Raw genomic sequence first — 25,271 nt, 5'->3', positions numbered from 1 at the left:
CTCCCCCTCGCGAGGCGCCCCGCCGGACCGCGCCCGCCTCCCGGCAGACCTCCCGGGCTCAGCGCTACGCGGACTCCCGCACCACCAGCTCCGGCGCGAAGACGACCGAGGTCACCGGGCGCCCCGGAGTCTCGATGTGCTCCTGGAGGAGCCGCGCCATCTCCGCGGCCATGTCCTCCACCGGCTGGCGCACGGTGGTGAGGCCGAGCCGCCCGGAGGTCGCCGCCGCGCTGTCGTCGAAGCCCACCACCGCCACGTCCTCGGGGATCCTCCTGCCGTGCTCCCCCAGCACCTGGCAGGCGCCCCGCGCCATCACGTCGTTGCCGACGAACACCCCGTCCACGTCCGGGTGTTCGGCCAGGAGCCGCGCCATCGCCTCCTCGCCGCTGCGCTGGGTGAACAGCCCCTCGACGATCGGTACGTACGGCTGGCCCCGAAGCGCCATCGCGTCCCGGAACCCGGTCAGCCGGTCCTGGCCCGCCGGCACGTCCAGCGGACCCGTGATCGTGGCGACCCGACGGCAGCCCCGGGCCAGCAGATGCTCGGCGGCCAGCCGGCCCCCGTCCACGTGGTCGAGGTCGACGTGGGTGAGCGGCACCGGCCGGGCCGGGCGCGCGAAGAGCACGGCGGGCAGCCCGGCGGCCGCCAGCAGCGCGGGCAGCGGGTCCTCGCCGTGCGCCGACACGACCAGGGCGCCGTCTGCGCTGCCCTGGCGCAGATACGCGACGACCTGCTCCCGGTCGGCGGGCGTCTCGGCGAACATCAGCACCGGATGCGCGGAGCGGGGCCGCAGGAAGCCGACGACCCCGGCGACCACGCGCCCGAAGAACGGGTCGGCGAAGACCCGGGCGGCGAACGCGTCCGGCCCGTCGTGTTCGTCGGGCCCGCCGTCCACGCCCGACACCACCAGGGCGATCGTCCCGGACCGCCGGGTGACCAGCGAGCGGGCGGCGCGGTTGGGCGCGTACCCGGTGGCCTCGACGGCCCTGCGCACGGCCTCCTGGATGCCGGGGTCGACATTGCGGACGCCGTTGACGACACGGGACACCGTCGCCCGCGACACCCCGGCGACCCGCGCCACGTCCTCCAGGGTGGGCGCCCCGGTGTGCTCCCGCAGATCTCCGCTCATGACGGAACTGTACGGGGAGAGCGCTCCCCGGGCACGGGCGGCCCGGTCCGTGGACGCTCCCAACAACCGTTCTGTGTACAAGCCTTGACGTGTTCGCATCGCCGGAGAACCATCTGGGGGCAACCGGAGAGCGCTCTCCTGTATCCCCTTGCCCACCCCCACGACCCAGGATCGAGGCTCGATGCACGCTCCCCCCACCGGTTCGCCGGTGCCCCCCGGATCCTTCGCGCACCCTCGCCGGCTAGCCGCCGCCGTGGCCGCCGCCCTGGTGGCCGCGCTGCTCCTGTTCGTCCCCGCGCCCGCCGCCCACGCCGAGCCCCCGCCGCTCTCCCAGGGCCGTCCCGTCACCGCCTCCAGCCAGGAGAACGGCTCCACCCCGGCCGCCGCGGCCGTCGACGGCGACCCGGGGACGCGCTGGTCGAGCGCGTTTTCCGATCCCCAGTGGATCCAGGTCGACCTCGGCGGCCCGGCCGCGCTCGGCAAGGTCGTGCTGAAGTGGGAGGCGGCGTACGCCAAGGCGTACCGCGTCGAGCTCTCCACCGACGGCACCGCCTGGACCACGGCGTACTCCACGGCCAACGGCCCCGGCGGCACCGAGATCCTGCCCGTCTCGGGCACCGCCCGCTACGTGCGGGTCCACGGGACGGTCCGCGCCACCGGATACGGGTACTCCCTCTGGGAGTTCCAGGTGTTCGGCAGCGGCGGGGGCACCCTGCCCGGCGGCGGTGACCTCGGGCCCAACGTGCTGGTCTTCGACCCCTCCACGCCCGACATCCAGGGCAGACTCGACCAGGTCTTCCGGCAGCAGGAGTCGGCGCAGTTCGGCACCGGCCGCTACGCCCTTCTGTTCAAGCCCGGAACGTACAACGGCCTCAACGCCAACCTCGGCTTCTACACCTCGATAGCGGGGCTCGGACTCAACCCCGACGACACCACCATCAACGGCGATGTGACCGTGGACGCGGGCTGGTTCAACGGCAACGCCACCCAGAACTTCTGGCGCTCCGCCGAGAACCTGGCGCTCAACCCCGTCAGCGGCACCGACCGCTGGGCGGTCGCCCAGGCGGCGCCCTTCCGGCGGATGCACGTCAAGGGCGGCCTGAACCTGGCGCCCAACGGCTACGGCTGGGCCAGCGGCGGTTACATCGCGGACAGCAGGATCGACGGCACGGTCGGTCCGTACTCGCAGCAGCAGTGGTACACCCGGGACAGCTCGGTGGGCGGCTGGACCAACGGCGTGTGGAACATGACCTTCTCCGGGGTCCGGGGCGCGCCCGCGCAGAGCTTCCCCAGCCCCCCGTACACCACGCTCGACACCACCCCGGTCTCCCGGGAGAAGCCGTTCCTCTACCTCGACGGCAACGACTACAAGGTGTTCGTCCCGGCCAAGCGCACCGACGCGCGGGACGTCTCCTGGGCGTCGGGCAGCACCCCGGGCAGCTCGCTGCCGCTCGACCGGTTCTACGTGGTGAAGCCCGGCGCGAGCGCGGCGACGATCAACCAGGCACTCGCCCAGGGCCTCAACCTGCTCTTCACGCCCGGGATCTACCACGTCGACCGGCCCATCGAGGTCACCCGGCCCGACACGGTGGTCCTCGGTCTGGGACTCGCCACGATCGTGCCGGACAACGGTGTCACCGCGCTGCGGGTCGCCGACGTCGACGGGGTGCGGCTGGCCGGGCTCCTCATCGACGCGGGTCCGGTCAACTCGCCCGTCCTGCTCCAGGTCGGGCCGCCCGGGGCGAGCGCGAACCACGCGGCGGACCCGACGACCGTGCAGGACGTGTTCGTGCGGATCGGCGGGGCGGGCGCGGGCCGGGCCACCTCCAGCATGGAGATCAACAGCAACCACACCATCGTGGACCACACCTGGCTGTGGCGCGCCGACCACGGCACCGGCGTCGGCTGGGACACCAACCGGGCCGACTACGGCCTGACGGTCAACGGCAACGACGTGCTGGCCACCGGTCTGTTCGTCGAGCACTTCAACAAGTACGACGTGCGGTGGAACGGCGAGCGCGGCCGGACGATCTTCTTCCAGAACGAGAAGTCGTACGACGCGCCCAACCAGGCCGCCGTCCAGAACGGCGGTGTGCGCGGATTCGCCGCGTACAAGGTGGCCGATTCCGTCACCACCCATGAGGGCTGGGGACTGGGCAGCTACTGCTACTACAACGTGGATCCGACGATCGTCCAGGACCACGGCTTCGAGGTGCCGGACCGGCCGGGCGTGCGGCTGCACGACCTGCTGGTGGTCTCCCTCGGCGGGCAGGGGCAGTACGCGCACGTCGTCAACAGCACCGGGGCGCCGACCTCGGGCACCTCGACGACGCCGTCGACGGTGGTCTCGTATCCCTGATGCCGTCCGGAAGGACGCCGTTGGGGAGTGAGGTGTGACGCGCGACTGCGCCGGTGGCCCGCGAGGTCACCGGCGCAGTCGCCACGGGGTGAGCGGGTCAGTGACGGGCCGGGCGCCTGCGGCGCGCGGCCCAGACGATCCCGCCGCCCGCGACGAGCACGGCGCCGCCCATACCGGCGACGAGCGGGGTGGAGCTCGACGAGCCGGTCTCCGCGAGGTTGGGGCTCGGCTGCGGCTGGGGAGCCGCGGGCGCGGACGTGCTCGGCGCCGGAGCGGGCTTGCCGGGCTTGCTGGGCTCGGCCGACGGGGTCGGGGCCGGCTTCGACGGCTTGGACGGCTTGCCCGACGGGGTGGGTTTCGTCGGGGGCACCGTGTCGCAGACGGGAGACGTCCTGGTCTCGTCGCGCGAGTACTGGTCGCCGTCGCCCGCCTTCACGATGAGCCGGAGCGTGAGCTCCTTGTCGTGGGCGGGGAGCTTGAGGTTCTTGTGGAACTCGCCCCTGAACTCCTCGGTGGGGAGCAGGTCCTTGCCGTCCGAGGTCTTGATGGTCACCGTGTTGGTGGCCGAGCGGGAGTAGCTGGTCAGATCGACCGTCACGGCCGAGCAGGTCACCTTCCAGACGGGGGTGTGCGCCTGTGCGGGCAGCGCGCTCAGGCCGACGCCGAGGAGCCCCGCGGCGGCTGCCCCTATCAGCGCTCCACGACGACGCCCCGTTCCTCTGTTTACGGTCACAGAATCCTCCACTGTTCCGTACCGCCCCATTGGCGGTGCGCGCACAGTACCGCTCCCGTCCCACGGCCAAGCAGCGGTCCCCCACTTCACTCCTCTCACCTGTCTTGTTCACGACGGTTCACCCCGCGCCGTACACGCGCCGGGGTCCGGCCCCCGGGGGGAGCCGCCCGGCCCTCGGCTCTCGTACGGTCGAGCCCCATGAACTGGCCCAACGCGGCCCGGCAGGCCTCGGCCGGGTCCCTGGGCGATGCCGACCCGGCCCGGTGCGCGCACACAGTAGGACACCACCGTGCCCCAGGGACCTGGGCCGCCCGCGCCACAGGGGGACGGATAAGGGGGCCTTTCAGGAGCTCAGAGCGTCTCTGTCGGTCCATATCCCGCCTTTTCAGGGAGAGTTGACCATATCTCAACGAATACGGAAAAGGGCGTTCCGCTGCCGCCCCGGCGGGATCCACCAGGAGGACCCCGGGAGAACTTGCGATTCCGTTTCCGGAAGCCGTTGACCGGGTGAACCGTTTCCGGCCGGGCGGCCGAACGCGCCCCTGGAGCGCTCCTTGTCGGACCGCCCGCGGCGAGCGGACGATCGGTCCCCGTTCCCCCTGCGGCGGCCCCTGTCGGCCGCCGTCGCACCTGCCTTCGAGGAGGTTCCCGTGGTCAACGACCGGATGTCCCTCAGCCCCGACGCGGCACGGCAACTCGCGACCGCCACCAAGACCGTGCCGCAGATGCGCGGCATCACCCCGCGCTATCTGCTGCGCGCGCTGCCCTGGGTGGACGTCGAGTCCGGGGTCTACCGCGTCAACCGCCGCCGCACCTTCGTCCTGGGCGACGACCGGATCACCACCTACGCGGACAACGACGGCGCCCACCGGGTCGTCCCCGGAGATCTGCGGGAAGCGGCGTACTTACGCGACGCCGACGAGGCGTTGCTGGCCGAGCTGGCCGGAGCGTTCACCGAAGTCACCTTCGAGGCCGGCCAGGTCCTGGTGCAGAGCGGCGATCTCGCCGACCGGCTGTGGGTGATCGTGCGCGGCCGGGCCGAGAAGCGGATGACCGGACGGTACGGAGAGGAGGCACTCCTCGAGGTCATCGGCGACGGCCAGTTCTTCGACCTCGGCAGCTGGACCCGGTCCGAGCCGATGCCGTACCGCGTGCAGGCGCTCACCCCGGGCGTGGCGCTGGTCGCGGAGCGCGGCGCGCTCGCGGCCCTGACCGACCGGGACGCGGGGCTCCGGGCCGCGATGGACGACTACTGCGCCGGGAACCACCTGGTGCCGGGCGCCGAGGTGCCGGTGGACCTGTCCTCCGGGCATGTGGGCGAGCCCGACCTGCCGGGCACGTACGTCGACTACGAGGACGCGCCGCGCGAGTACCACATGACGCTCGCGCAGACCGTGCTGCGCGTCCACACCCGCGTCGCGGACCTCTACAACGGACCCATCGACCAGACCCGGGCGCAGTCCAACCTCACCGTCCAGGCGCTGCGCGAGCGGCAGGAGGCGGCCCTGCTGAACCACCCGGAGTTCGGGCTCTTCAACAACGTCCCGGCGGGCCAGCGCGTCCAGTCCCGCACCGGCTCGCCCACGCCGGACGACCTCGACGAGCTGCTCGCCAAGGTGTGGAAGCAGCCGGGGTACTTCCTCGCACACCCGCGGGCGATCGCCGCGTTCGGCCGTGAGTGCACCCGGCGGGGCGTGCCGCCGCTCACCGACACCCGCTTCGGCAGCCCGCTGCTCACCTGGCGCGGGGTGCCGCTGCTGCCCAGCGACAAGGTCCGCTTCGACGGCGGCCCGGGCTCCGGGACGACCGGGATCCTGCTGATGCGGATGGGCGAGGCGGAGCAGGGCGTGGTCGGCCTGCGGCCCTCCCGTGTCCAGGACGAGATCGAACCGGGGCTGGGGATGCGGAACATGGGCACCGACCAGAAGGGCATCACCTCGTATCTGATGACCGCCTACTTCAACACCGCCGTGCTCGTGGAGGACGCCATCGCCGTGCTCGAGAACGTCGAGGTGTCCAACTACCATGACTATTCCTGACCTCACCCGGCAGCTCCCGGGGGCGCCGGACCCGGCCCTGCCCGCGATGCCCCGCCCATCCTCCACCGCGCCCCGGCCGCACGGTGCCCACTCCGCCGAGACCGCCCGCCAGGACTTCCCCGTCCTGCACCGCACGGTCAACGGCCGCCCGCTGGTCTGGCTGGACAACGGGGCGACGACACAGAAGCCCCGCCAGGTCATCGAGGCGCTCGCCGCCTACTACGGCGCCGCCAACTCCAACATCCACCGCGGTGCCCACACCATGGCCCGCGAGGCGACGGAGGCGTACGAGGCGGGGCGGGCGGCGGTCGCCGAGTTCCTGGGGGCGCCGGACCCCGGGAGCATCGTGTTCGTGCGCGGCACCACGGAGGCGGTCAACCTGGTCGCCCAGAGCTGGGGCCGCGACAACCTGGGGCCCGGCGACGACATCCTCGTACCGGTCCTGGAACACCACTCCAACATCGTCCCCTGGCAGATGATCGCCAAGGAGACACGGGCCCGGGTGGTACCTGTCCCGCTGACGCCCGAGGGGGAGATCGACCGGTTCGCCTACGAGGACCTGCTCTCCTCGCGGACCCGCCTGGTCGCGCTCAGCCACGCCTCCAACGTCCTGGGCACCGTCCCGCCGGTGCGCGAGATGACCGCGCTCGCCCATCGGTACGGGGCGAAGGTGCTGGTGGACGGGGCGCAGGCGGTGGCCCACTTCCCGGTCGACGTGGCTGAGCTGGACGCGGACTTCTACGCGTTCTCCGGGCACAAGCTGTTCGCCCCGACCGGCATCGGCGCCCTCTACGCCAAGCCGGAGGTCCTGGCGGGCATGCGGCCCTGGCAGGGCGGCGGCAACATGATCGACTCGGTGGACTTCGGCCTCACCACCTTCGCCCCCGACCCGCACCGCATGGAGGCGGGCACCGGGAACATCGGCGGGGTGATCGGGCTGCTGGCCGCGCTGGACTGGCTCGGGTCCTTCGACCGGGACGCCGTCACGGCGTACGAGCAGGGGCTGATGGCCCACGCCCAGCAGGCCATGGCCACCGTGCCCGGTCTGGAGCTGGTGGGCGCCGCGCCCGAGCGGATCGCGGTGCTGACGTTCACGCTGGCGGGCCATGACCCGGCGGACGTCGCGCAGTGGCTGGACCGCGACGGGATCGCGATCCGCGCGGGCCACCACTGCGCCCAGCCGGCGCTCGCCCACTACGGCCTTGAGTCGGCGGCCCGTGCCTCGCTGGCGCTCTACAACACGTCGGAGGAGGTGGACCAGCTGGTGGCGTCGCTGCACCGCCTCCAACAGGCGTCCGGCTGACGGTCCTCGGCCGCCCGCCCGGGCCGGGCCTCCCCGGGGCGACGGGCGACGGGCTGCGGACGGCAGGCGGCGGGCGTCAACACCTGTCGTCCGTCACGCCCTTGACGCCGTCGCCCCGCATCCGCACCGCACGCCACGGCGGCCGGTGCGCCTGCGGCGGCACGGTCGGCAGCGGCGGCGCCGGCGTCCCCGGCGCGCCGAGACGGCGCCGCAGCAGCTGGTTCTCCACGTACAGGTCGGCCAGGACGCGGACCTTGGAGCGCACCGCCCACGGCTCCACCGGCTTCACCAGGAAGTCCGCGACCCCGAGGTGGTAGGCCCGGGCCGCGAGGTCGTCGTCGCGGCCGATGCCGGTGACCAGGATGACCGGCAGGCTCCGGGTGTGGTCCAGGCGTTTGAGGTACTCGACCACTTCGAGGCCGTCCATCCGCGGCATCAGCACATCGAGCAGGATCACCGCTATCCCGCCGCGCAGCACGGTCTTCAGCGCCTCGTCCCCGCCGCGGGCGCACACTATCGGGCGGCCCACGGGACGCAGCACACTCTCCATGGCGAAGAGGTTGTCCTCACGGTCGTCCACCACGAGGATCTTCCATGAACTGTCCACGTCCCAACCACACTCCCCTGCAGCCGGACCTTCACAGTAGTGCGCGCCGGGGCCGGACGCAGGAGGCCCCCGGTACCTGCCAACGGCATCTGCGCCCGCGCCCCAGGGGGCCGGAGGCCGGGGGCGGCGGACGTCTACGGGCGTCCGCCAGCGCAAACGGAATCCGCCGCTGTACCCCCGCGTGACCGGGAGTTCACCGCGGGCGAAAAAACTCGGCCGGTTGTGACCGCTTCTTCCCGGGCGCCCGCGCGGGCGCCCGGCGAATCGGCGGGCGGTGGCCGGGTCCCCTAGCGTGGAGCCATGGACACGACGCGCGGGACGACGGGGCAGGGTGGGGCGAAAGCGGCGGTGGGGCCGGACGATCCGGCGTTCCCCGCGCACCGGGCACCGCACTGCCGCAGTCTCGACGCCCTGGATGCCCAGGTGATCCGCTGCCGGGCCTGTCCACGGCTGGTCGCCTGGCGCGAGGAGGTCGCCGCGACCAGGCGGGCGGCGTTCCGGGAGTGGGAGTACTGGGGGCGGCCGGTGCCCGGCTTCGGCCCGTCGGACGCGGCGATCGCGGTCGTCGGCCTCGCCCCGGCCGCGCACGGCGGCAACCGGACCGGCCGGATGTTCACGGGCGACGCCTCCGGCGACTTCCTCTTCGCCGCGCTGCACGAGGTGGGTCTGGCCTCCCAGGCCGAGGCCACCCACGCCGGGGACGGACTCGAACTGCGGGGTGTGCGGCTGGCCGCGCCGGTGCACTGCGCACCGCCGGACAACAAGCCGACGCCCCAGGAGCGCGACAACTGCCGCCCCTGGCTGGCGGCCGAACTGGAGCTGCTGGGCCCGGGGCTGCGGACGGTCGTGGTGCTCGGCGCGTTCGGCTGGCAGGCGCTGCTGCCGGTGCTGGCCTCGGCGGGCCGACAGGTGCCGCGCCCCCGGCCCCGGTTCGGCCACGGCGTCCAGGTGGTGCTGGAGGCGGCCGAGAAGGGCGGCCTCCGTTGCGGCTGCTCGGCTGTTACCACCCGAGCCGGCGCAACACCTCTACGGGACGGCTCACCCTCCCCATGCTGGTGGAGGTGTTCCGCGAGGCGGCGCGCGTCTCGGGCCTGTGAGGGCGGCTTCGTACGGCCCCGGGTGAGGGCGATTCCGTACGGCCCCGCAAAGGTTGAACGTTGACCGGACAACGGGTCGCGACGGTTCTTCAGGGCTCCCACCTGCCCACATCGCGTCCCTCGCGGCCCGGGTGTGTCATGGAAGGGTTGGTCACGAGGGGCGGGAGCGACGAAAGGAGCCGGTCATGCACACCGGACGGATACGTCGAACGGCCGCCGCGGCCCTGCTGTCGTGCGGTCTCGCCATGGGCGGCCTCGCCACCGCGGCTGCGGCGGCCCCGGCCCACGACCCGGGCGACGGCCACGACCGGAGCCGGGGCAACGGCTGGTCGTGGGACACCCGCATCAGCGGCTGGATCCGTGAGGACCGCGGCGGCGGATGGCGCTGGGACGACCACGGTGACGACCACTCCCGGGACCACCACGACGGCGGCCGGGTCTGGGGCAAGGTCACCTCGCGCATCGAGCTGAACGTCCGCGACGACCCGAGCCTGGACGCCGGGGTCGTCGTCGCCCTCGGCCCGGGCAGCAAGGTCCGCATCGAGTGCAGGACCCACGGCTCGACCGTCGACGGAACCTCCACCTGGTACTGGCTGAGCCGCGCACACGGCTGGGCCAGCGCCGCCTTCGTGCGCGCCCACGGTGACGTGCCGAGCTGCTAGCGGCGCCGACGCCCCCGCGAGGGGGCAGGGCCTGCCCTGCGCGGGTGAGGGCCTGCCCGGCTCCTGGGAATAGCGGCACCGGAAGCCGCCTTGGAGCTGCTGAGAGATCGAGGAGTCAGCAGATGTCCAAGGCGTACGCGTCCACCCGCCCCGGCGGCCCCGGAGCCGGGGCGTTCATCGAGCGCGACCGGCGACGCCCGGGCCCCGGCCAGGTGACGGCCGGGGCGCGGGCGATCGGCGCGAGCGCGGTCGGCCCGCGACCGGGCCGCGGATCGCGCCGCCCCGGGCCGACCGACGGGGCCGCGGCCGAGGTGGCGGCGTGAGCGCACCGCATCCCCTCGACAACCCCGCCCGCTCCTCCCTCACCGGGCCGCACTCCCACTTCGCCGAGCGGCGGGGGCGGGTGCTGCGGTATCCGCCGGAGGTGACGCCGTGGCTGGCGCTCCCGGACGATCCCGGCCCCGGGGACTGGGCCGATGTCGCCGCCCTGGCCGGGCCGGACGGTGAGGTGCCGCTGCTCGGGACCAGCCATCTGCCGCCCCCGGACTGGGAGTTGACGTTCGAGGCGGACGGGGTGCAGCTCGTGGACGACAAGGTGGCCGCGCGAGCGTTCCCCGAGGCGGTGACGCTGACCGCCGCCGACGTGCCCGAGATGATGGACCTGGTGGAGCGGACCCGGCCGGGCCCCTTCCTGCCGCGCACCGTCGAGCTGGGCACCTATCTGGGCGTACGCAGGAACGGCGCCCTGGTCGCGATGGCGGGCGAGCGGCTGCGTCCGCCCGGCTGGACGGAGATCAGCGCGGTCTGCACCGACGACGCCTTCCGCGGCCAGGGCCTGGGCACCCGGCTGATCCTGGCGGTCGCGGCGGCCGTCAAGGAGCGCGGTGAGCGGCCCTTCCTGCACACCGGCGCGGGCAACACCGGCGCCATCCGCCTCTATGAAGCCCTGGGCTTCCGGCTCCGCCGGACCACCCGGTTCATGTCGGCCCGGGTGCCGGACGGCCAACTGGCAAGCGGGAACGCCTCACTTCACTCGATCGAGTGATGAAACGGTCGTGTGAATTGTTTCTGCACTTCCGGCGCTCCCGCGGGCGTCTAACGTTCCCCCCGGCGGCCCCAGCCCCCGGCCGCCACGCCAACCGCTACCTTTGGGGGACGGACAGTGCGCCGCAACGAAGACGTCGACGACAGCCCACGAGAACTGGTGCCGGACTCCCGCCACCACCACGAGCGGCCGCTTCTGCGGGTCCGCACCCAGGCCGGAGTGACCATCGCCGAGCTGCACGGCGAGATCGACATCCAGGCCGTCCAGGCGCTGCGGCCGCGCCTGGACACCCTCACCGGGGACGGGGTGGGCGCGCTCGCCGTGGATCTGCGCCCCATCGGGTTCCTGGACTGCTCCGGCCTCGCCCTGCTGGTCCGCGCCCACCGCCGGGTGACCGAGCGGGGCGGCTCCTGGGCGCTGGTCTGCGACCATCCGCTGACGCTGCGGATCCTGCGGATCACCGCTCTCGCCCCCGTCCTCGGGCCCACTCCCACACTGGAGCAGGCCCTGGACTCCGTCAGGCCGCGGGACGGCTCCGCTTCAACCGGAGAGTGACCAGCTCGAAGGGGCGCAGCTCCAACGACACGGCCCCGTGGGCCAGTTCGGGACCGCGCTCATGGCGGGGGCCCTCGGTCAGCGGACGCTCCAGCAGGTCCGCCGCCACCACCGCGTCCGCCGCGAAGCCCGGGGTGAGCCGGGCCCTCGCCCGGCCGCCGTGCGACTCGTAGAGCCGTACGACCACGTCACCGCTCCCGTCGTCCGCCAGCTTCACGGCGCTGACCACCACCGCGTCCTCGTCGACCGACACCAGCGGCGCCACCTCCGCGCCGCCCTCGATGCGCCGCTCCGGCAGATTGACGCGGTAGCCCTCGCGCACCGCGTCGCCGATGCCGGCCCCCGGCACCAGCGCGTGCCGAAAGCGGTGCAGACCCTGGTCGGTCTCCGGGTCGGGGAAGCGCGGGGCGCGCAGCAGCGAGACACGGACCGTGGTGGTCGTGCCCGCGCCCTCACAGGCGTCGCGCACGGTCCGGGTGACGTCGTGCCCGTACGTGGAGTCATTGACGAGGGCGACGCCCCAGCCGGGCTCCTCCAGGTGGACGAAACGGTGGTTGCACGCCTCGAACTTCGCCGCCTCCCAGCTGGTGTTGGTGTGGGTCGGGCGGTGGACGTGGCCGAACTGGGTCTCCGAGGCGTACCGCTCGGCGTGGATGTCCAGGGGGAACGCGGCCTTGAGGAACTTCTCGGTCTCGTGCCAGTCGACCTCGGTGTCGATGTCCAGGCGCTTGGCGCCGGGGGCGACGCTGAGCAGCTGGGTGACCCGGGAGCGGCCGAAGCGGCGGACGATCCGTACGGCGGCCGCGTCGGTGTCCTGCACCACCGCGAGCTCGTCGAGGTCCGTCAGATCCGTCACCGTGTTGCGGTAGAACGCGTCCACGTCCCACGCGTCCCACATGTTCGGGAAGTCGGGGTGGATCTGGAGGAGGTTGGCGGCCCTGCCGGGGGCGATCGTCTCCCGCGCGGCGCCGATGTCGTAGGCGGACACCACGAGGCCCCGGGCGTCGATCCCCACCGACAGCAGCCCGTTGTCCAGGACGAAGCCGCCGCCCTCGCGCGGGACGGCGCGGGCGGCGCCGGTCCGCACGGCGGGCGCGGCGGCGCCCGCGGGGACGCCGTCGCGCGCGTGGGGCGCGGAGTTGAAGACCAGGGTGGTGCCCGAACCGCTGTCACCGGCGAGTGCCCGCTGCGCGCCCTCGATGATCCCGTTCAGCTCCTCCGCGACCGCCGCGTAGGTCTTCTCCGCCTCCCGGTGCACCCAGGCGATGGAGGAGCCGGGCAGGATGTCGTGGAACTGGTGCAGCAGGACGGTCTTCCAGACCCGGTCCAATTGCTCGTACGGGTACGGGAATCCACCCCGCACCGCCGCCGTCGCGGCCCACAGCTCCGCCTCGCGCAGCAGGTGTTCGCTGCGCCGGTTGCCCTGCTTGGTCTTCGCCTGGCTGGTCAGAGTGGCGCGGTGCAGTTCCAGATAGAGCTCGCCCACCCACACCGGCGCGTTCGGGTACTCCGCCTGCGCCTTGGTGAAGAACTCCGCCGGGCTCTCCCACACGACGGTCGCCGAACCCTCCAGGCTGCGCAGCCGGGCCGCCTTGGCGACCATCTCCCGGGTGGTGCCGCCGCCCCCGTCGCCCCAGCCGGTGGGGGCCAACGAGTGCCTCGCCGCGCCCTTGTCCTTGAAGTTGCGGGCGGCGTGGGCGATCTCGCTGCCCTTCATCGAGCAGTTGTAGGTGTCGACGGGCGGGAAGTGGGTGAAGATCCGGGTGCCGTCGATGCCCTCCCACTGGAAGGTGTGGTGGGGGAACTTGTTGGTCTGGCTCCAGGAGATCTTCTGGGTGAGCAGCCATTTGGCGCCCGCCGCCTTGATGATCTGCGGCAGTCCGGCGGCGAAGCCGAAGGTGTCCGGGAGCCACGCCTCGTCGTTCTCGACGCCGAACTCCTCCAGGAAGAACCGCTTGCCGTGCACGAACTGACGTGCCATCGCCTCCGATCCCGGCATGTTGGTGTCCGACTCCACCCACATGCCGCCCGCGGGGACGAACCGCCCGTCGGACACGGCCTTCTTCACGCGCGCGTAGACCTCCGGCCGGTGCTCCTTGATCCAGGCGAACTGCTGGGCCTGCGACATGGTGAAGACGAAGTCCGGCTCGTCCTCCAGGAGCGCCGTCATGTTGGAGGTCGTCCGGGCCACCTTGCGCACCGTCTCGCGCAGCGGCCACAGCCACGCGGAGTCGATGTGGGCGTGCCCCACCGCGCTGATGCGGTGGGCGGTCGGCGCGGCGGGCACGGCGAGGACGCCCGCGAGCTCGGCACGGGCTGCGGCGGCGCTGCCGCCCACGTCCTGGAGGTCCACGGCGTCCAGCGCGCGCCCCACGGCCCGCAGGATGTCCCAGCGCCGGGCGCCGTCCACCGGCAGCTCGTGCATCAGCTCGCCCAGGACCTCCAGGTCGAGGACGAGCTCCCACACGGTCTCGTCGAAGACGGCGAGGTCCATCCGGGCCAGCCGGTACTGCGGCTCGCTGCCCGCGGTCTCCTTGTCGCCGAGGGCGGTCGGCACGAAGGGGTGGTAGTCGAGGATGACCGGGTTGGACGCGGCCTCGATGTGCAGCCGCACCTCCTCGCCGCCCGCGACGGGCGCGCCGATCCGCACCCACTGGTTGCGCGGGTTCAGGCCCTTCACCGGGGTGCCGTCGGGGCGGTAGACCAGGCCTTCGCACTGGAAGCCCGGCATGTTCTCGTCGAAGCCGAGGTCGAGGAGCGCCTCGACGGTCTTCCCGGCCCACTCGGCCGGTACGGTCCCGGTCACCCGGAACCAGCTGGTGCCCCAGGGAGCCCCCCAGGCGTCCCCGACCGCGATCGGCCGGGGGTCCCGGGCCAGCCCCTCGGCCACCGGGACGGGCTCGCCCGGCGCATGCCACACCGCCACTTCCAGCGGGACGGATTCGGGGTACACGGCGGGACGGATGCGCTCGTCGAGGACGCGCCTGAGACGGGCCTCGACCAGACTGCGGTCGTCATGCATGAGGGTCTGCTCCCTGGGTCGGGGTCGAGCGGGACGCGGGGGCCGCGGGGCGGGCGGTGGTCACCAGGAGTGGACGGTGTCACCAGGAGTGGACGGTGGCGGCCGGTGCGGAGGCCGTGTAGAGCTCGTCGACGGCCCGTATCTCGAACCGTGCCGACCGCTCGCCTCCTTCCGGCTTCAGTGCGGGAACGAAGAAGGCATTCCCGCACGTTCCCCCGAGGAAGCGGCGGCTTCCTCCCGGGAGCACCCGGTGCAGTTCGTAGTGGCGCACCGCGCCCGGCGCCCGGCGCCAGGTGAAGCGCAGCGAGGTGCCCTCGGCGCCGGTCGCCGTGCCGGTGACGCGCAGCCGGGCCGGCCCGGGCACGGGCCTGGGCGCCCGGTCGCGTACCGCGAGCGCGCCCAGGCGCCAGGCGGCCCGGCCGTGCGCGGTGATCCGGACACCGAGCGAACGCAGGGTGGCGGGACGGCCGTTGAGGTGGGGGGTGCCGAGGTGTGCGGTGTGCGGGCGCGGGCTGCTGAGGTGCAGGGTGTTGAGGCGCAGGGTCGAGGTGGTCCATCCGGCGCCGCCCGCCTTCAGCCGGCCCGCCGGGATGTGGGTGTACGGAACCGGCTCGCCCGGTTCCGCGGGCTCGCGCAGGGCGACCGCCAGCTCGACCGTGAGCGTGCCCTCGTCGGCCCGGTGGGTGAGCTCGACGACCGTCGAGCGGGACAGCGGCAGCCGGGTCGCGTGGAGTTCCACGGTCGCGGGCGCGTCGAAGTCGCCGTCCACCAGCAGGCTGGAGCCACCCCGCCACGCGTCGGCGAAGTCGAGCGTGACGGACGGGCGGCGCCCCGCCGAGCGCACCACCCAGCGGCGGCCCGGCAGCCGGTCCTGGAGGCCCAGGTGGTTCCACTCGGCGGCCGAGACCACCTCGCCGTCCTCGTACCAGCGCAGCCCGTGCCCGGTGTTGAAGGAGGTCGCGAACGGCAGCCGGTCGACCGTCGAGCGGTCCGCGACGACCGTCGCCGGGGCGCGCCAGCCGTCCGTGTCGGGCTGGGAGGGATCGAGCGAACGGCCGGTCCAGAAACGGTCGTCGGCCGCGTGGAACTGCCCCGGCGTGCGGCCCGGGGGCAGCTGGTTGCGGGTCCACTCGGGCCGGTACAGACCGTAGGAGACGACATGCGCCCGGTCCCGGGGGACGATGGCGTCCCAGTCCACCGGCGTGTTCCACCCGCGCGCCTCGACGTCGACGCCCGCCCACAGCTCGTAGCGGTCGCGGCCGAGGCGGTGCGCCAGATCGCCCGATTCCGCGAGGCTCCGCGGCGACCAGCGGAAGTCCACGAACATCGCGTCGGCCCTGCGGAAGAAGTCCTGGTTGCGGCTGTTGAGCGCGCCCTGCCAGCCCACCGAGCCGTCGACGGCCATCGCGTCGTACCAGGTGATCCGCAGGCCTGCGGCCTCGGCGCGGCTCTTGAGGTCGCCGACGAAGGCGAGCATGGCGGCGCCGAGGGCCGCGTCGCCGCCGTCGGTCTCGGCGTTGACGAACCAGCCGTCGAAGCCGTACGCGGTGGCGACCTCCACCAGCTTCGCGGCCAGCGGGAAACGGCCCAGCGCGTCCCGGCGCACCAGATCGCGGGTCCATGTCAGATCGCCGCCCCAGGCGGTCGGCGGCAGGAAGACGGTACCGAGCACCGGCACGCCGTTGCGGTGGGCCGCGTCCACGATCGGCGCGTTGGGCGCCAGGATCAGCCCCTCCCCCGCCGAACCGCCCCAGAAGACCAGCTCGTCGAGGTAGGCCCAGTGGGTCAGGGCGTAGTAGTCGGCGGTGGGCGCGCCCTGGGAGGGGTTGCCCGCGGTGTGGTCGAAGGAGACCAGCGCCTGGATACGGGCCTGGCCGCCGCGCGCGGTCCGGTTCACCGGGACCGGGGTGAACCGCGCGGCGAGCGGCACGGAGGCGGCGTTGAAGGCGAGGTCCTCGTCGTCCTCGGCCCGCCAGTCCTTCAGGCTCCGCCAGGTGATGCCGGGACCGGGCGCACCGGACGGGAGGGAGTCCGGGTACCAGTAGGAGGCCTGGGGCTGGAGGTCGGCGGCCTGGCCTTCGGCGGCGCGGGCGGCGACGGACGGGGCCGGGAGCGCGAGGGCGGCGGCGGTCCCGACGCCCGTGAGGACGACGGAACGACGGGTGGGGTGCGGGGCCATGAGGGGGATCTCCGTCTCGGATCGGGGCCTGGAGGGGGAACTGTCAGGGCGCGGGGGAACACGGGCGAACGGGCACGCACGGTCTGCGGCCGATATCTCAGGGACGAGCGGGCGCGTGCGGGGGCGGCCACGCATGGACGGCCACGCATGGGGGCGGCGCCGTAGGGGCCGCCCCGCGCGGGAGGCCACGCATGGGCGGCCACACATGAACGGCCACGCACACACCCCCCACGCACGGCCCCCGGCCCCAGCCCCCGCTCACCGACGCCCGCGCACAGCCGGCGGCTCCACCACCTCCTCGATTCCGCGCAGCGCCAGGTACTCCCTGTCCTTGGCGCGGCCCGCCAGCACGGCGGCGGGCCGGACCCCGTCCGCGACGAGCCGGGCGTACGCCTCGAAGACCGGCCCCCCGGGCGCGCACACGGAGCGGCGCGGTGCGAGCACGTCGTCCCCCGCGTCCACGACGAGCGCCGTCGTCCGGGGCGCGGGCGCGTGCACCCGCCCCCGCCACTCCTCGGCGAGCCGGGCCACCGCGGACCCCGCCGGTTTGACCCGCCCGTCACTGGTCAACAGCCCCAGGCTGTACTCCAGTTCGGGGAAGTCGGCCAGCGAGCGGTCCACGTCGTGGGAGCACCACCAGGTGACGCCCCACAGGTCCGGGCAGTCCAGGGCGTTGACCACGGTCGCCTCGGTGAACGCGGCCGCGTGCGCGGCGGGGATCAGCGGGGCGGGCGCGCCGACCTCCTGGAGCCACACCGGCCGGCGCGGATCGTCGGCCCATGCCTTCGACAGCTCGATCAGGTACGCGGCGTGGTGCTCGGTGGCCGTGCCGGTGCGCCCGTGCGCCTGGGCCGTGCCGTTGAACACCCAGGAGTGCACGGTGGTCATGGCGCCGAGCCGGGCGGCGTGGGCGGGCGTGAAGGGCTGGTCGTCCTGGTACCAGGCCGCGTCGTACTCGGCGTGCACATGCGGCCTGCCGGGCGCGCCCTCCTCGCACGCGGCGAGCATTCGCCCCAGCCACGCCCCGGCCTGCGCCGGGGTGATGCGGTCGGGATCGGGGTGCGGACCGGCCGCGAACTGGTTGATCTCGTTGCCGAGCGTCATCCCGATGAAGTTGGGCCGGTCCGCGAGCGCCCCCGCCAGCGTGCGCAGCAGCGCCGCCTGCCCGTCGAGCACCTCGGGGTCGGTGAAGAGGCCGCGCCGGTGCCAGGTCTGCGTCCAGGCGGGCAGGAAGTCGAAGCTCGACAGATGGCCCTGGAGGCCGTCGACGTTGACGTCGAGGCCGCGTTCGCCCGCCGCGTCGGCGAGCTGGACCAGCTGCTCGACCGCGCGCGGCCGTATCAGGGTGCGGTTGGGCTGGAAGTAGGGCCACACCGGGAAGACCCGGATGTGGTCGAGGCCGAGCGCCGCGACCGCGTCGAGGTCGGCGCGTACGGCGTCGAGGTCGAAGTCGAGCCAGTGGTGGAACCACCCCTGGCCGGGTGTGTAGTTGGCGCCGAAACGCACGGCGGCGGGCCTGGGGGCCTGCGCTGGAGGCATGCGGGTCTGCGCTGAAGGCATGGGGGCCTGTACCGAAGGCATGCGGGTCCGTTCTGTGGGCGTACCGCGGGTGGAGGGGCCGGGGTCGGGGCGCTCAGCCCTTGACGGCTCCCTCGCCGACGCCGCGGAAGAAGTAGCGCTGCAGACAGGCGAAGAGCACGATGAGCGGAGCGACGGCGATGACCGTGCCGGCCGCGACGAGCCGTTCGTCGTTGGCGAAGGTGCCGTGCAGGTAGTTCAGGCCGATGGTGAGGGTGAAGCGGTCCGGGTCGCTGAGGACGATCAGCGGCCACAGGAAGTCGTCCCAGGCGCCCATGAAGGCGAAGATGGCGACCACGGCGAGGGTGCCCTTGACGGCGGGCAGGGCGATCCGGAGGTAGCGCTGCCAGGCGCTGGCCCCGTCGACGTACGCCGCCTCCTCGATCTCGTACGGGAGGCCGAGGAAGGCGTTGCGCATCAGCAGGACGTTCATCGCGCCGATGGAGCCGGGCAGCAGGACCGCGATGAGCGTGTTGTTCAGGCCGAGGTCCCGCATGGTGGTGAACTGGGCGATGATGATGCCCTCGACGGGGACCAGCATGGCGAGGACGAACGCGAGGGCGGCGGCGCGGCGGCCCCAAAAGCGCATCCGGGCCAGGGCGTAGCCGGCCAGCGAGGCGCCGACGCAGTTGGTGACGACGTTGGCGGCGGCGACCTTCAGCGAGTTCAGGGCGTAGTCCCAGACGGGGATGGTGTCGGCCACGCGCGTGTAGTTGCCGAGGGTCGGCTCCGCGGGCAGGAACCTGGGCGGGGAGCTGAAGATGTCCTCGTGCGGGCCCTTGAGCGAGGTGGACAGCTGCCACAGGAACGGACCGATGGTGAGGGCCAGCACCGCCAGGAGCAGGGTGTAGCGCAGCACGAGCTGCCACAGGGGGACGCGCCGCCCCTCCGCGTCGGTGATCCCGCGCGCGCGGCGCGCGGGGGTCACCGGTGGTGTCCGGGGTCCGTCCTGGGTCTCGGTGTTCACCTCTGTCCCGGTGCTCATGTCTCCTCCCTCCGGTCCGCCCGCAGGACGAGCAGCATCAGGGTGACGGTGATGACGAAGACCACGACGGAGATCGCCGAGGCGTAGCCGACGCGTCCGCTCAGGCCGGTGCCGACGCGCTGGACGAGCATCACCAGCGTGGTGTCCTCGCCCGCGGGGCCGCCGCCCGGGCCCGCCATCAGATACACCTCGGAGAAGACCTTGAAGGCCGAGACCGAGGAGAGCGCGGCGACCAGGACCATGGTGGAGCGCAGGGCGGGCACGGTGACGGTGAGGAAGCGTCGCACCGCCCCTGCCCCGTCCACCGCCGCCGCCTCGTGGAGTTCGCGCGGCACGTTGGCCAGCGCCGCCAAGTAAATGATCATGTAGTAGCCGAGGCCCTTCCAGACCGTGACCGCCATCGCGCTGCCCAGCAGCAGCCACTGGTCGCTCAGGAAGCCGACCTTGCCGACGCCCACCGCCTCCAGCACCGAGTTGACCAGCCCCCGGTCGTCGAGCATCCACACCCAGATGAGGCCGACCACCACGATGGAGGCCACCACCGGGGTGTAGAAGGCCGCCCGGAAGAAGGCGATGCCGGGGATGTGGCGCTGGACGAGCATCGCCAGGAGCAGCGGCAGGACGACGAGGGCGGGGACGACGCCGAGGACGTACAGGGTGCTGTTGCGCAGGCCGGTCCAGAACATCTCGTCGTGCCACAGCTCGCGGAAGTTGGCGAGGCCGACGTAGTGGCCGTCCACCAGGGTGCGGCGGTCGGTGAAGGAGTTCAGGACGGTGCTGAGGAACGGGTACAGGCTGAACACGCCGACGACGAGCAGTCCGGGCGCCGCGAACAGCCAGGGGCTGGTGGGCAGATGGCGCCGGATGCGGCGGCCGGGGCGCGGCGGCCCGGAGCGCGGGCTCCGGGGCGCCGGGGCGGCGAGGGTGCCGGGCGGGTGTGCCGGGGAGGCGGCGGGGGCGTCCATCGGAGGGCTCAGCTCTGCTTCAGCAGCTGGTCGCAGGCCTTGACAGCGTTGTCAAGCGCTTCCTTGGGGCTCTCCTTGCCCTGGAGCGCCTTGGCCACCTCGTTGCGCAGCGCGACCTTCATCTGCTCGCTGAAGAGCACCGGTGTGTAGTTGACGGCCGTCTTCAGGGACTTGGCGGCGGCGACCCGCACCCGGGTCTCGTCGGTGCCGTCCTCCTTGGTGAAGTACGGATCGTCCAGGGAGCCCGCGGTGCTGGGGAAGATGGCGACCTTCTTGGCGAACCGCATCTGGCGGGCCGCGTCGGTCACGAAGTGCGCGAAGGCGACGGCCGCGGGCTTCCGGTCGCTCTTCGCGTTCACCATCACGCCCATGACGTACATGTTCGCCTTGCCGGTGCTGCTGATCTGGTCGGTGATCCCGATGTTCTTGTAGAGCGTGGGGGCCTGCTTCTTGAAGTTGGCGAGGTCGAGGGCGCTGCCGGGGTTCATGGCGACCGACTCGGTGAGGAACTTGTGGCCGGTGGACTCGGGGGTTGCCGTCAGCGCCTGCGGGTCGAGCGCCTTGGCGTCGTACAACTCCTTGTACTTCGTCAGCAGTTCGACCCCCTTCGCGTCGTTGAAGGCGAAGCCGTCACCCTTCGTGTTCATCTGCTGGACGCCGTAGCGGCCGAAGTCCTCGATGGTGGGGATATTGGCGAAGGTGGCGATCTTCCCGTTGCTCTGCTTCGCCATCCGCAGGCCGGCCGCGAAGACCTCGTCGTACGTCTTCGGGGGTTTCGCCGGGTCGAGTCCGGCGTCGGTGAACAGCCGCTTGTTGTAGAACAGCGGGCCGGTGTTGAGGTACCAGGGGAAGGCGTACGTCCCCGGCTCACCCGGTATCCGGTGGCTCTCCCAGGCGCCGGGCAGGTACTCCTTGCGGTAGTCGGGGGCCGCCTTGTCGAGGTCGAGCGCGAGCCCGGCCTTGGCGAGCGGGGCGACCAGGTCGGGCGAGACGTTGACGACGTCGGGCAGGGTGCCGCCGGCCGCGTCGGCGCTGATCTTGTCGGCGTAGCCCTCGGCGGGGCGGTCGACCCACTTCACCTCGGTGCCGGGGTACTTCTTGTGGAAGTCCGCGATCACGCCGTTGAAGTAGTCCTTGAAGTTGGCCTGGAGGTTCCAGGTCTGGAAGGTGATCTTCCCTTCGACCTTGCCGGAGGCGTCGGAGGAGTCCGAGCCGGAGTCGCCGGAGCAGGCGCTCAGCGGCAGGACGGTGGCGAGGACGGCGGCAGCGGCGAGTGCCCTGCGGGAGATGCGCACGGTGTACGGCTCCTTTGCTCGGACCAGACGTGCGGACGGCAAAGCCCGGCCGCTCAGGGGGTTTCGGGGCCGCCCCCCGGAGAGATGCGATGCCGGGCGCTCACATCGGCAGACTGTGCGGTGCGTTTCTTCAAAAAGTCAATAGGGCGCCCAAGTTGGCTGGCGTAGACGCAGGTCACCGCTGCGCGCGCGGTAGTTGCGGCGATCTACTAATGCGCTTTAGAGTCGTAGAGCTCAAGCGCATTAGTACGCCGAGGCATTCACCGGCCGCGGACCGGTCAAAAGCAGGGGGAAAGGGGCACTGGTGACGGAGAGCCCGCCGTCCGGCAGGGACACGCAGGCGGCCCGGCGCACACCGGCGCGCCGCCCGACGATGAAGGACATCGCCCAGCGCGCCGGGGTCTCGGAGAGCGCGGTGTCCTTCGCGCTCAACGACCGCCCCGGCGTCTCCGAGGTCACCCGGGACCGGGTCCGCCGGGTCGCCGAGCAGCTGGGCTGGCGGCCGAGCACGGCGGCCCGGGCGCTGTCCGGCGAGGGCGCGGCCACGGTCGGCCTGGTGGTGGCGCGCCCGGCGGAGACCCTCGGCGTGGACTCCTTCTTCCTCCAGCTGATCTCCGGCATCCAGGAAGTTCTGGCGGAGCGTCAGCTCGGCCTGCTCTTCCAGGTGGTGGAGGACGTGGCCGCCGAGTGCGCGGTGTACCGGCGGTGGTGGGCCGAGCACCGGGTGGACGGGGTCCTGGTGGTGGATCCGCGCACCGACGACCCGCGCCCGGAGCTGCTCGACGAACTGGGGCTGCCGGGCGTCGTCATCGGCGGGCTCGCGGACACGCACCCGAACCTGTCGCAGGTACGGGCCGACGACACGGGGGTGATGGCCGCGGTCGTCGGCAGGCTCCACGAGCTCGGCCACCGCAGGATCGTGCACATCGCGGGCCTCGGCTCACTCGCCCACACCGACCGCCGTATCCGCTCCCTGCGCGCCGAGGCCGAGCGCCGGGGACTGGCCGGGGTGCGCTCGGTGACCACGGACTACTCCGACACCGAGGGCGCGGCGGTGACCCGCCGGGTGCTGGCCGGCCGGGAGGCGCCGACCGCGCTGGTCTACGACAACGACGTGATGGCGGCGGCCGGCGCGGCGGTGGTGGCCGGGCTCGGCCTCTCGGTGCCCGGGGACGTGTCGATCGTGTCGTGGGAGGACTCGGTGCTGTGCCGGATGGTCCACCCGTGGCTCACCGCGCTCTCCCGGGACACCGTCGCGTTCGGACGGCTCGCCGCGCGCGAGCTGACGGCGCTGCTCGACGGCGCCGCCGCCCGGTCGGTCCCGATGCCACTGCCCCGGCTGATCGAGCGGGAGAGCACCGCTCCCCCGCCGGTCAGCGGGGCCTGAGCAGCAGGAGCGCCACGTCGTCGCTGCGCCGCTGGGTCTCCCGCACATGGCGTACGAGGGCGTCGGCGACCTCCTCCAGGGGGCGCCCGCCCACCTCGGCGAGGCGGTCGGCGACGGCGGCCACCGACTCGTCGAGGTCCACACCGGCCACCTCGACGAGGCCGTCGGTGTACAGGGCGAGGACCGACCCGGGCGGCAGCGGGACCTCGGTGGTCGGGTAGGCGGCTTCGGCCTCGATGCCGAGGAGCGGGCCGCCCGCCAGGTCCAGCGTGCGCACCCGGCCGTCCGGGTCCCTCAGCAGCGGCTGGGGGTGCCCTGCGCGGGCCAGCAGCGCGCGGCCGCGCGCGGTGTCCAGGTGCAGATAGACGCAGCTGGCGAAGCGCTCGGCGGCGAGGTCGACCAGGAGCCGGTTGGTGGACTCCATGACCCGGCCCGGGGTCTGCCCGACGGCGGTGTAGGCGCGTACGGCCGTGCGGACCTGGCCCATCAGGCCCGCCGCGGTGACGTTGTGGCCCTGGACGTCCCCGATCACGGCGGCGGCCGCGGTCCCGACGGGCAGCAGGTCGTAGAAGTCGCCGCCGATGTCCATGCCCTGGGTGGCGGGCAGATAGCGGGCGGCCACCTCCAGACCCGGCAGGTCCGGCAGGGTGTGCGGCAGCAGGGCCTCCTGGAGGCCGTGGGCGAGCCGGTGCTTGGCGTCGTAGAGGCTCGCCCGTTCCAGGGCCTGGGCGATCAGCCCGCCCACGCTGGTCAGCACCGCGCGCTCCTCGGCCGTGAACGCCCGCTCCTCGGCGTAGCCGAGCACACAGGTGCCCACGGCCCGGCCGGAGGCGATCAGCGGCAGATAGGCCCAGGCGGCCATGCCGTCGGGGGTCGCGTTGCGGAGCGGGTAGAGCCGCTCCAGTTGCGCGCGCGACTCGTAGAACCCGGGTACGCCGGTGAGCAGGGCGCGCACGCCCGGCGTGTGCGCCGTGAGCGGCATCCCGTCGAAGCGGTCCACCAGCGAGGGGTCCTCGTATCCGCGCTGGCCCAGGACGTGGAGCCGCCCGCCGGAGGTGCCGAGCATGACCAGGGTGCGGCTGCCCACCGCCGGCATGATCTCGTCGGCCACCAGCTCGACCACGTCCCGTACGCCCACGGCCTCGGTGAGGGCGCTGGCCAGGCTCAGCACGTGCGAGATGGTCACCAGCCGCCCCGGCCCCTCTCCCTCGTCGCGCTGCGGACGCCCTCCCCGGGGCGTGGCCCGGGCCCGGGTGATGCGCACGCTGAGCCCGGTGGTGCTCGGGTAGAGCCGGAAGGAGAGCCAGTCGCCGGGCGGGCGCAGCGCCACGAACGAGGTGATCTGCTGGCTGAGCAGCGCCGCCCGGTAGCGGTCCTCGTACATCGGGTCGTTCAGCCACGGCAGGGTCACCCAGGGCGGGGTGCCGAGCAGGCGCTCCACGGGGACGCCGAGCAGGTCGGCCGCCGCCTGGTTGGCGTATTCGACCCGGCCGTCGATGTCGAGCGCGCACAGCCCGTACGGCAGCCGGGCGGCCATCCGGGCGGCCTCGGCGGCGCCGGTCTCCCCCGGCGGTTGCTCCACCGGGCGCACACCGGACTCGGGCAGCACCGGTCTGCCCCGGCGGGCGGCCCACTCCATGTACTCGGCGAGCCGGTCGCAGGCGGCGGCGAGGCGTTCGCGCTCGGCGCGGGAGAGGTCCGCCGGGTGCGAGCCGGGCCAGGTCGCGTAGACGGCCCCGTAGACGGTGCCGGCGGTTGCGACCGGGTGCGCGGCCAGGGCGAAGGGGTAGGGCAGCACGACCGCGATCCGCGGATAGCGGCCCGCCATCTCCTCCTCGCCGCCGACCCAGACCAGGCGCCGCTCGCGGGCCGCGTCGGCGACCGGGATGGGGGCGGCGAGCCCCACCCGCTCCCAGGGCGCGGCGAAGACCCGCGGCAGCCCCGCGATCGCCGCCATGACCAGGACGTTCTCCTCGGGATCGAGCACATAGACGGCGCCGGAGTGCGCCTGGACGTCGTCCAGCAGCCCGGTCAGCACCCGGGAGAGCACCGCCCGGTGCGGGGGCGCGCGGTCGGGCGGAGGGCCGGGCGCATCCCGGTCGGGCACGGCGGACCACCTCCTCCCAGGACGCGCGGGGACACCTCTGGAAGATCCAGGCTGCCCGCCCGCGGCCGTCGCCGCACGGCGGGGGGACCCGGCGGGTGGGGCGGGCGCGGCGGGAGCCGACCGGGGGACGTGCGGCGCGGGCATCGGCGATTCGCGTGGAAGATCCCTCCGTCTCCGTTATAAATCGGACGAAATAACTGACGGATCATCAACTGGGGAAGGGA

Annotated in this window: 18 protein-coding genes and 1 pseudogene; 9 read left to right on the top strand and 10 right to left on the bottom strand. The window is 73.1% G+C overall.

All coding sequences use genetic code 11. The features are described 5' to 3' along the window. Positions 1-64: 64 nt before the first annotated feature. Positions 65-1,129, bottom strand: coding sequence for a LacI family DNA-binding transcriptional regulator (locus tag ACZ4MU_RS17895; protein WP_467877075.1), 1,065 nt, complete (start codon positions 1,127-1,129; stop codon positions 65-67). Positions 1,130-1,310: 181 nt separating this feature from the next. Between ACZ4MU_RS17895 and ACZ4MU_RS17890 the strand changes: the two genes are divergently transcribed. After that, entirely contained in the window at positions 1,311-3,488 is a 2,178-nt protein-coding gene (locus ACZ4MU_RS17890) for a discoidin domain-containing protein (protein WP_467877073.1), read from the top strand. Between the two features lie 97 nt (positions 3,489-3,585). Here ACZ4MU_RS17890 and ACZ4MU_RS17885 read toward each other — a convergent pair whose 3' ends face one another. Continuing rightward, a complete protein-coding gene (locus ACZ4MU_RS17885) occupies positions 3,586-4,221 on the bottom strand; it encodes an LAETG motif-containing sortase-dependent surface protein (RefSeq protein ID WP_467877070.1) in 636 nt (211 codons plus the stop codon). 665 nt (positions 4,222-4,886) lie between these two features. Between ACZ4MU_RS17885 and ACZ4MU_RS17880 the strand changes: the two genes are divergently transcribed. Together ACZ4MU_RS17880 and ACZ4MU_RS17875 are read left to right on the top strand one after the other, a co-directional pair. Beyond that, positions 4,887-6,260: a family 2B encapsulin nanocompartment shell protein gene (locus ACZ4MU_RS17880; protein WP_467877225.1), complete on the top strand. Its 1,374-nt coding sequence runs from the start codon at positions 4,887-4,889 to the stop codon at positions 6,258-6,260. Continuing rightward, positions 6,247-7,563 carry a SufS family cysteine desulfurase gene (locus ACZ4MU_RS17875; protein WP_467877067.1) on the top strand — a complete coding sequence of 439 codons (1,317 nt, stop codon included), beginning with the start codon at positions 6,247-6,249 and terminating at the stop codon, positions 7,561-7,563. Before ACZ4MU_RS17880 ends, ACZ4MU_RS17875 begins: the two co-directional genes overlap by 14 nt. Positions 7,564-7,639: 76 nt before the next feature. On the opposite strand, the gene ACZ4MU_RS17870 is transcribed toward ACZ4MU_RS17875, so the two are convergent. Then, positions 7,640-8,170 carry a response regulator gene (locus ACZ4MU_RS17870; RefSeq protein ID WP_467877064.1) on the bottom strand — a complete coding sequence of 177 codons (531 nt, stop codon included), beginning with the start codon at positions 8,168-8,170 and terminating at the stop codon, positions 7,640-7,642. Between the two features lie 300 nt (positions 8,171-8,470). On the opposite strand from ACZ4MU_RS17870, the pseudogene ACZ4MU_RS17865 reads away from it, so the two are divergent. From ACZ4MU_RS17865 to ACZ4MU_RS17845, 5 genes and pseudogenes are all read left to right on the top strand, one after another. Continuing rightward, positions 8,471-9,267: pseudogene (locus ACZ4MU_RS17865) on the top strand (uracil-DNA glycosylase). A gap of 185 nt (positions 9,268-9,452) precedes the next feature. Further along, positions 9,453-9,929, top strand: a complete 477-nt coding sequence (locus ACZ4MU_RS17860; protein WP_467877061.1) for a hypothetical protein — start codon at positions 9,453-9,455, stop codon at positions 9,927-9,929. Positions 9,930-10,051: 122 nt separating this feature from the next. Beyond that, a complete protein-coding gene (locus ACZ4MU_RS17855; RefSeq protein WP_467877058.1) occupies positions 10,052-10,252 on the top strand; it encodes a hypothetical protein in 201 nt (66 codons plus the stop codon). Next, entirely contained in the window at positions 10,249-10,974 is a 726-nt protein-coding gene (locus ACZ4MU_RS17850; protein ID WP_467877055.1) for a GNAT family N-acetyltransferase, read from the top strand. The genes ACZ4MU_RS17855 and ACZ4MU_RS17850 overlap by 4 nt, the downstream gene beginning before the upstream one ends. A 117-nt stretch (positions 10,975-11,091) precedes the next feature. Next, the gene (locus ACZ4MU_RS17845) at positions 11,092-11,529 is read left to right on the top strand and encodes an STAS domain-containing protein (RefSeq protein ID WP_467877052.1); all 438 of its coding nucleotides are present in this window, start codon (positions 11,092-11,094) and stop codon (positions 11,527-11,529) included. Here the strand turns inward: ACZ4MU_RS17845 and ACZ4MU_RS17840 are convergent. From ACZ4MU_RS17840 to ACZ4MU_RS17815, 6 genes are all read right to left on the bottom strand, one after another. Beyond that, entirely contained in the window at positions 11,492-14,551 is a 3,060-nt protein-coding gene (locus tag ACZ4MU_RS17840) for an alpha-mannosidase (RefSeq protein ID WP_467877050.1), read from the bottom strand. The genes ACZ4MU_RS17845 and ACZ4MU_RS17840 overlap by 38 nt on opposite strands. 79 nt (positions 14,552-14,630) lie before the next feature. Continuing rightward, the gene (locus tag ACZ4MU_RS17835; protein WP_467877047.1) at positions 14,631-16,730 is read right to left on the bottom strand and encodes an endo-beta-N-acetylglucosaminidase; all 2,100 of its coding nucleotides are present in this window, start codon (positions 16,728-16,730) and stop codon (positions 14,631-14,633) included. Between the two features lie 258 nt (positions 16,731-16,988). Further along, positions 16,989-18,269: a glycoside hydrolase 5 family protein gene (locus ACZ4MU_RS17830; RefSeq protein WP_467877044.1), complete on the bottom strand. Its 1,281-nt coding sequence runs from the start codon at positions 18,267-18,269 to the stop codon at positions 16,989-16,991. A gap of 94 nt (positions 18,270-18,363) precedes the next feature. Continuing rightward, positions 18,364-19,293 (bottom strand): carbohydrate ABC transporter permease, encoded by a 930-nt coding sequence (locus ACZ4MU_RS17825; RefSeq protein WP_467877041.1) that lies wholly within the window; start codon positions 19,291-19,293, stop codon positions 18,364-18,366. Then, on the bottom strand, positions 19,290-20,258 hold the full coding sequence (locus ACZ4MU_RS17820; RefSeq protein ID WP_467877039.1) for a carbohydrate ABC transporter permease: 969 nt from the start codon (positions 20,256-20,258) through the stop codon (positions 19,290-19,292). Before ACZ4MU_RS17820 ends, ACZ4MU_RS17825 begins: the two co-directional genes overlap by 4 nt. Positions 20,259-20,266: 8 nt before the next feature. Continuing rightward, the gene (locus tag ACZ4MU_RS17815; RefSeq protein ID WP_467877036.1) at positions 20,267-21,553 is read right to left on the bottom strand and encodes an ABC transporter substrate-binding protein; all 1,287 of its coding nucleotides are present in this window, start codon (positions 21,551-21,553) and stop codon (positions 20,267-20,269) included. A 373-nt stretch (positions 21,554-21,926) separates the two neighbouring features. Here ACZ4MU_RS17815 and ACZ4MU_RS17810 point away from each other — a divergent pair, with 373 nt between their 5' ends. Beyond that, complete coding sequence (locus tag ACZ4MU_RS17810) at positions 21,927-22,940, top strand: LacI family DNA-binding transcriptional regulator (RefSeq protein ID WP_467877222.1); 1,014 nt, start codon at positions 21,927-21,929, stop codon at positions 22,938-22,940. On the opposite strand, the gene ACZ4MU_RS17805 is transcribed toward ACZ4MU_RS17810, so the two are convergent. Further along, a complete protein-coding gene (locus ACZ4MU_RS17805) occupies positions 22,927-25,047 on the bottom strand; it encodes a SpoIIE family protein phosphatase (protein WP_467877033.1) in 2,121 nt (706 codons plus the stop codon). The genes ACZ4MU_RS17810 and ACZ4MU_RS17805 overlap by 14 nt on opposite strands. Positions 25,048-25,271 lie beyond the last annotated feature (224 nt).

Source organism: Streptomyces sp. NPDC026377, from assembly GCF_055567715.1.
This window is presented reverse-complemented; position numbering and strand designations above follow the sequence as displayed.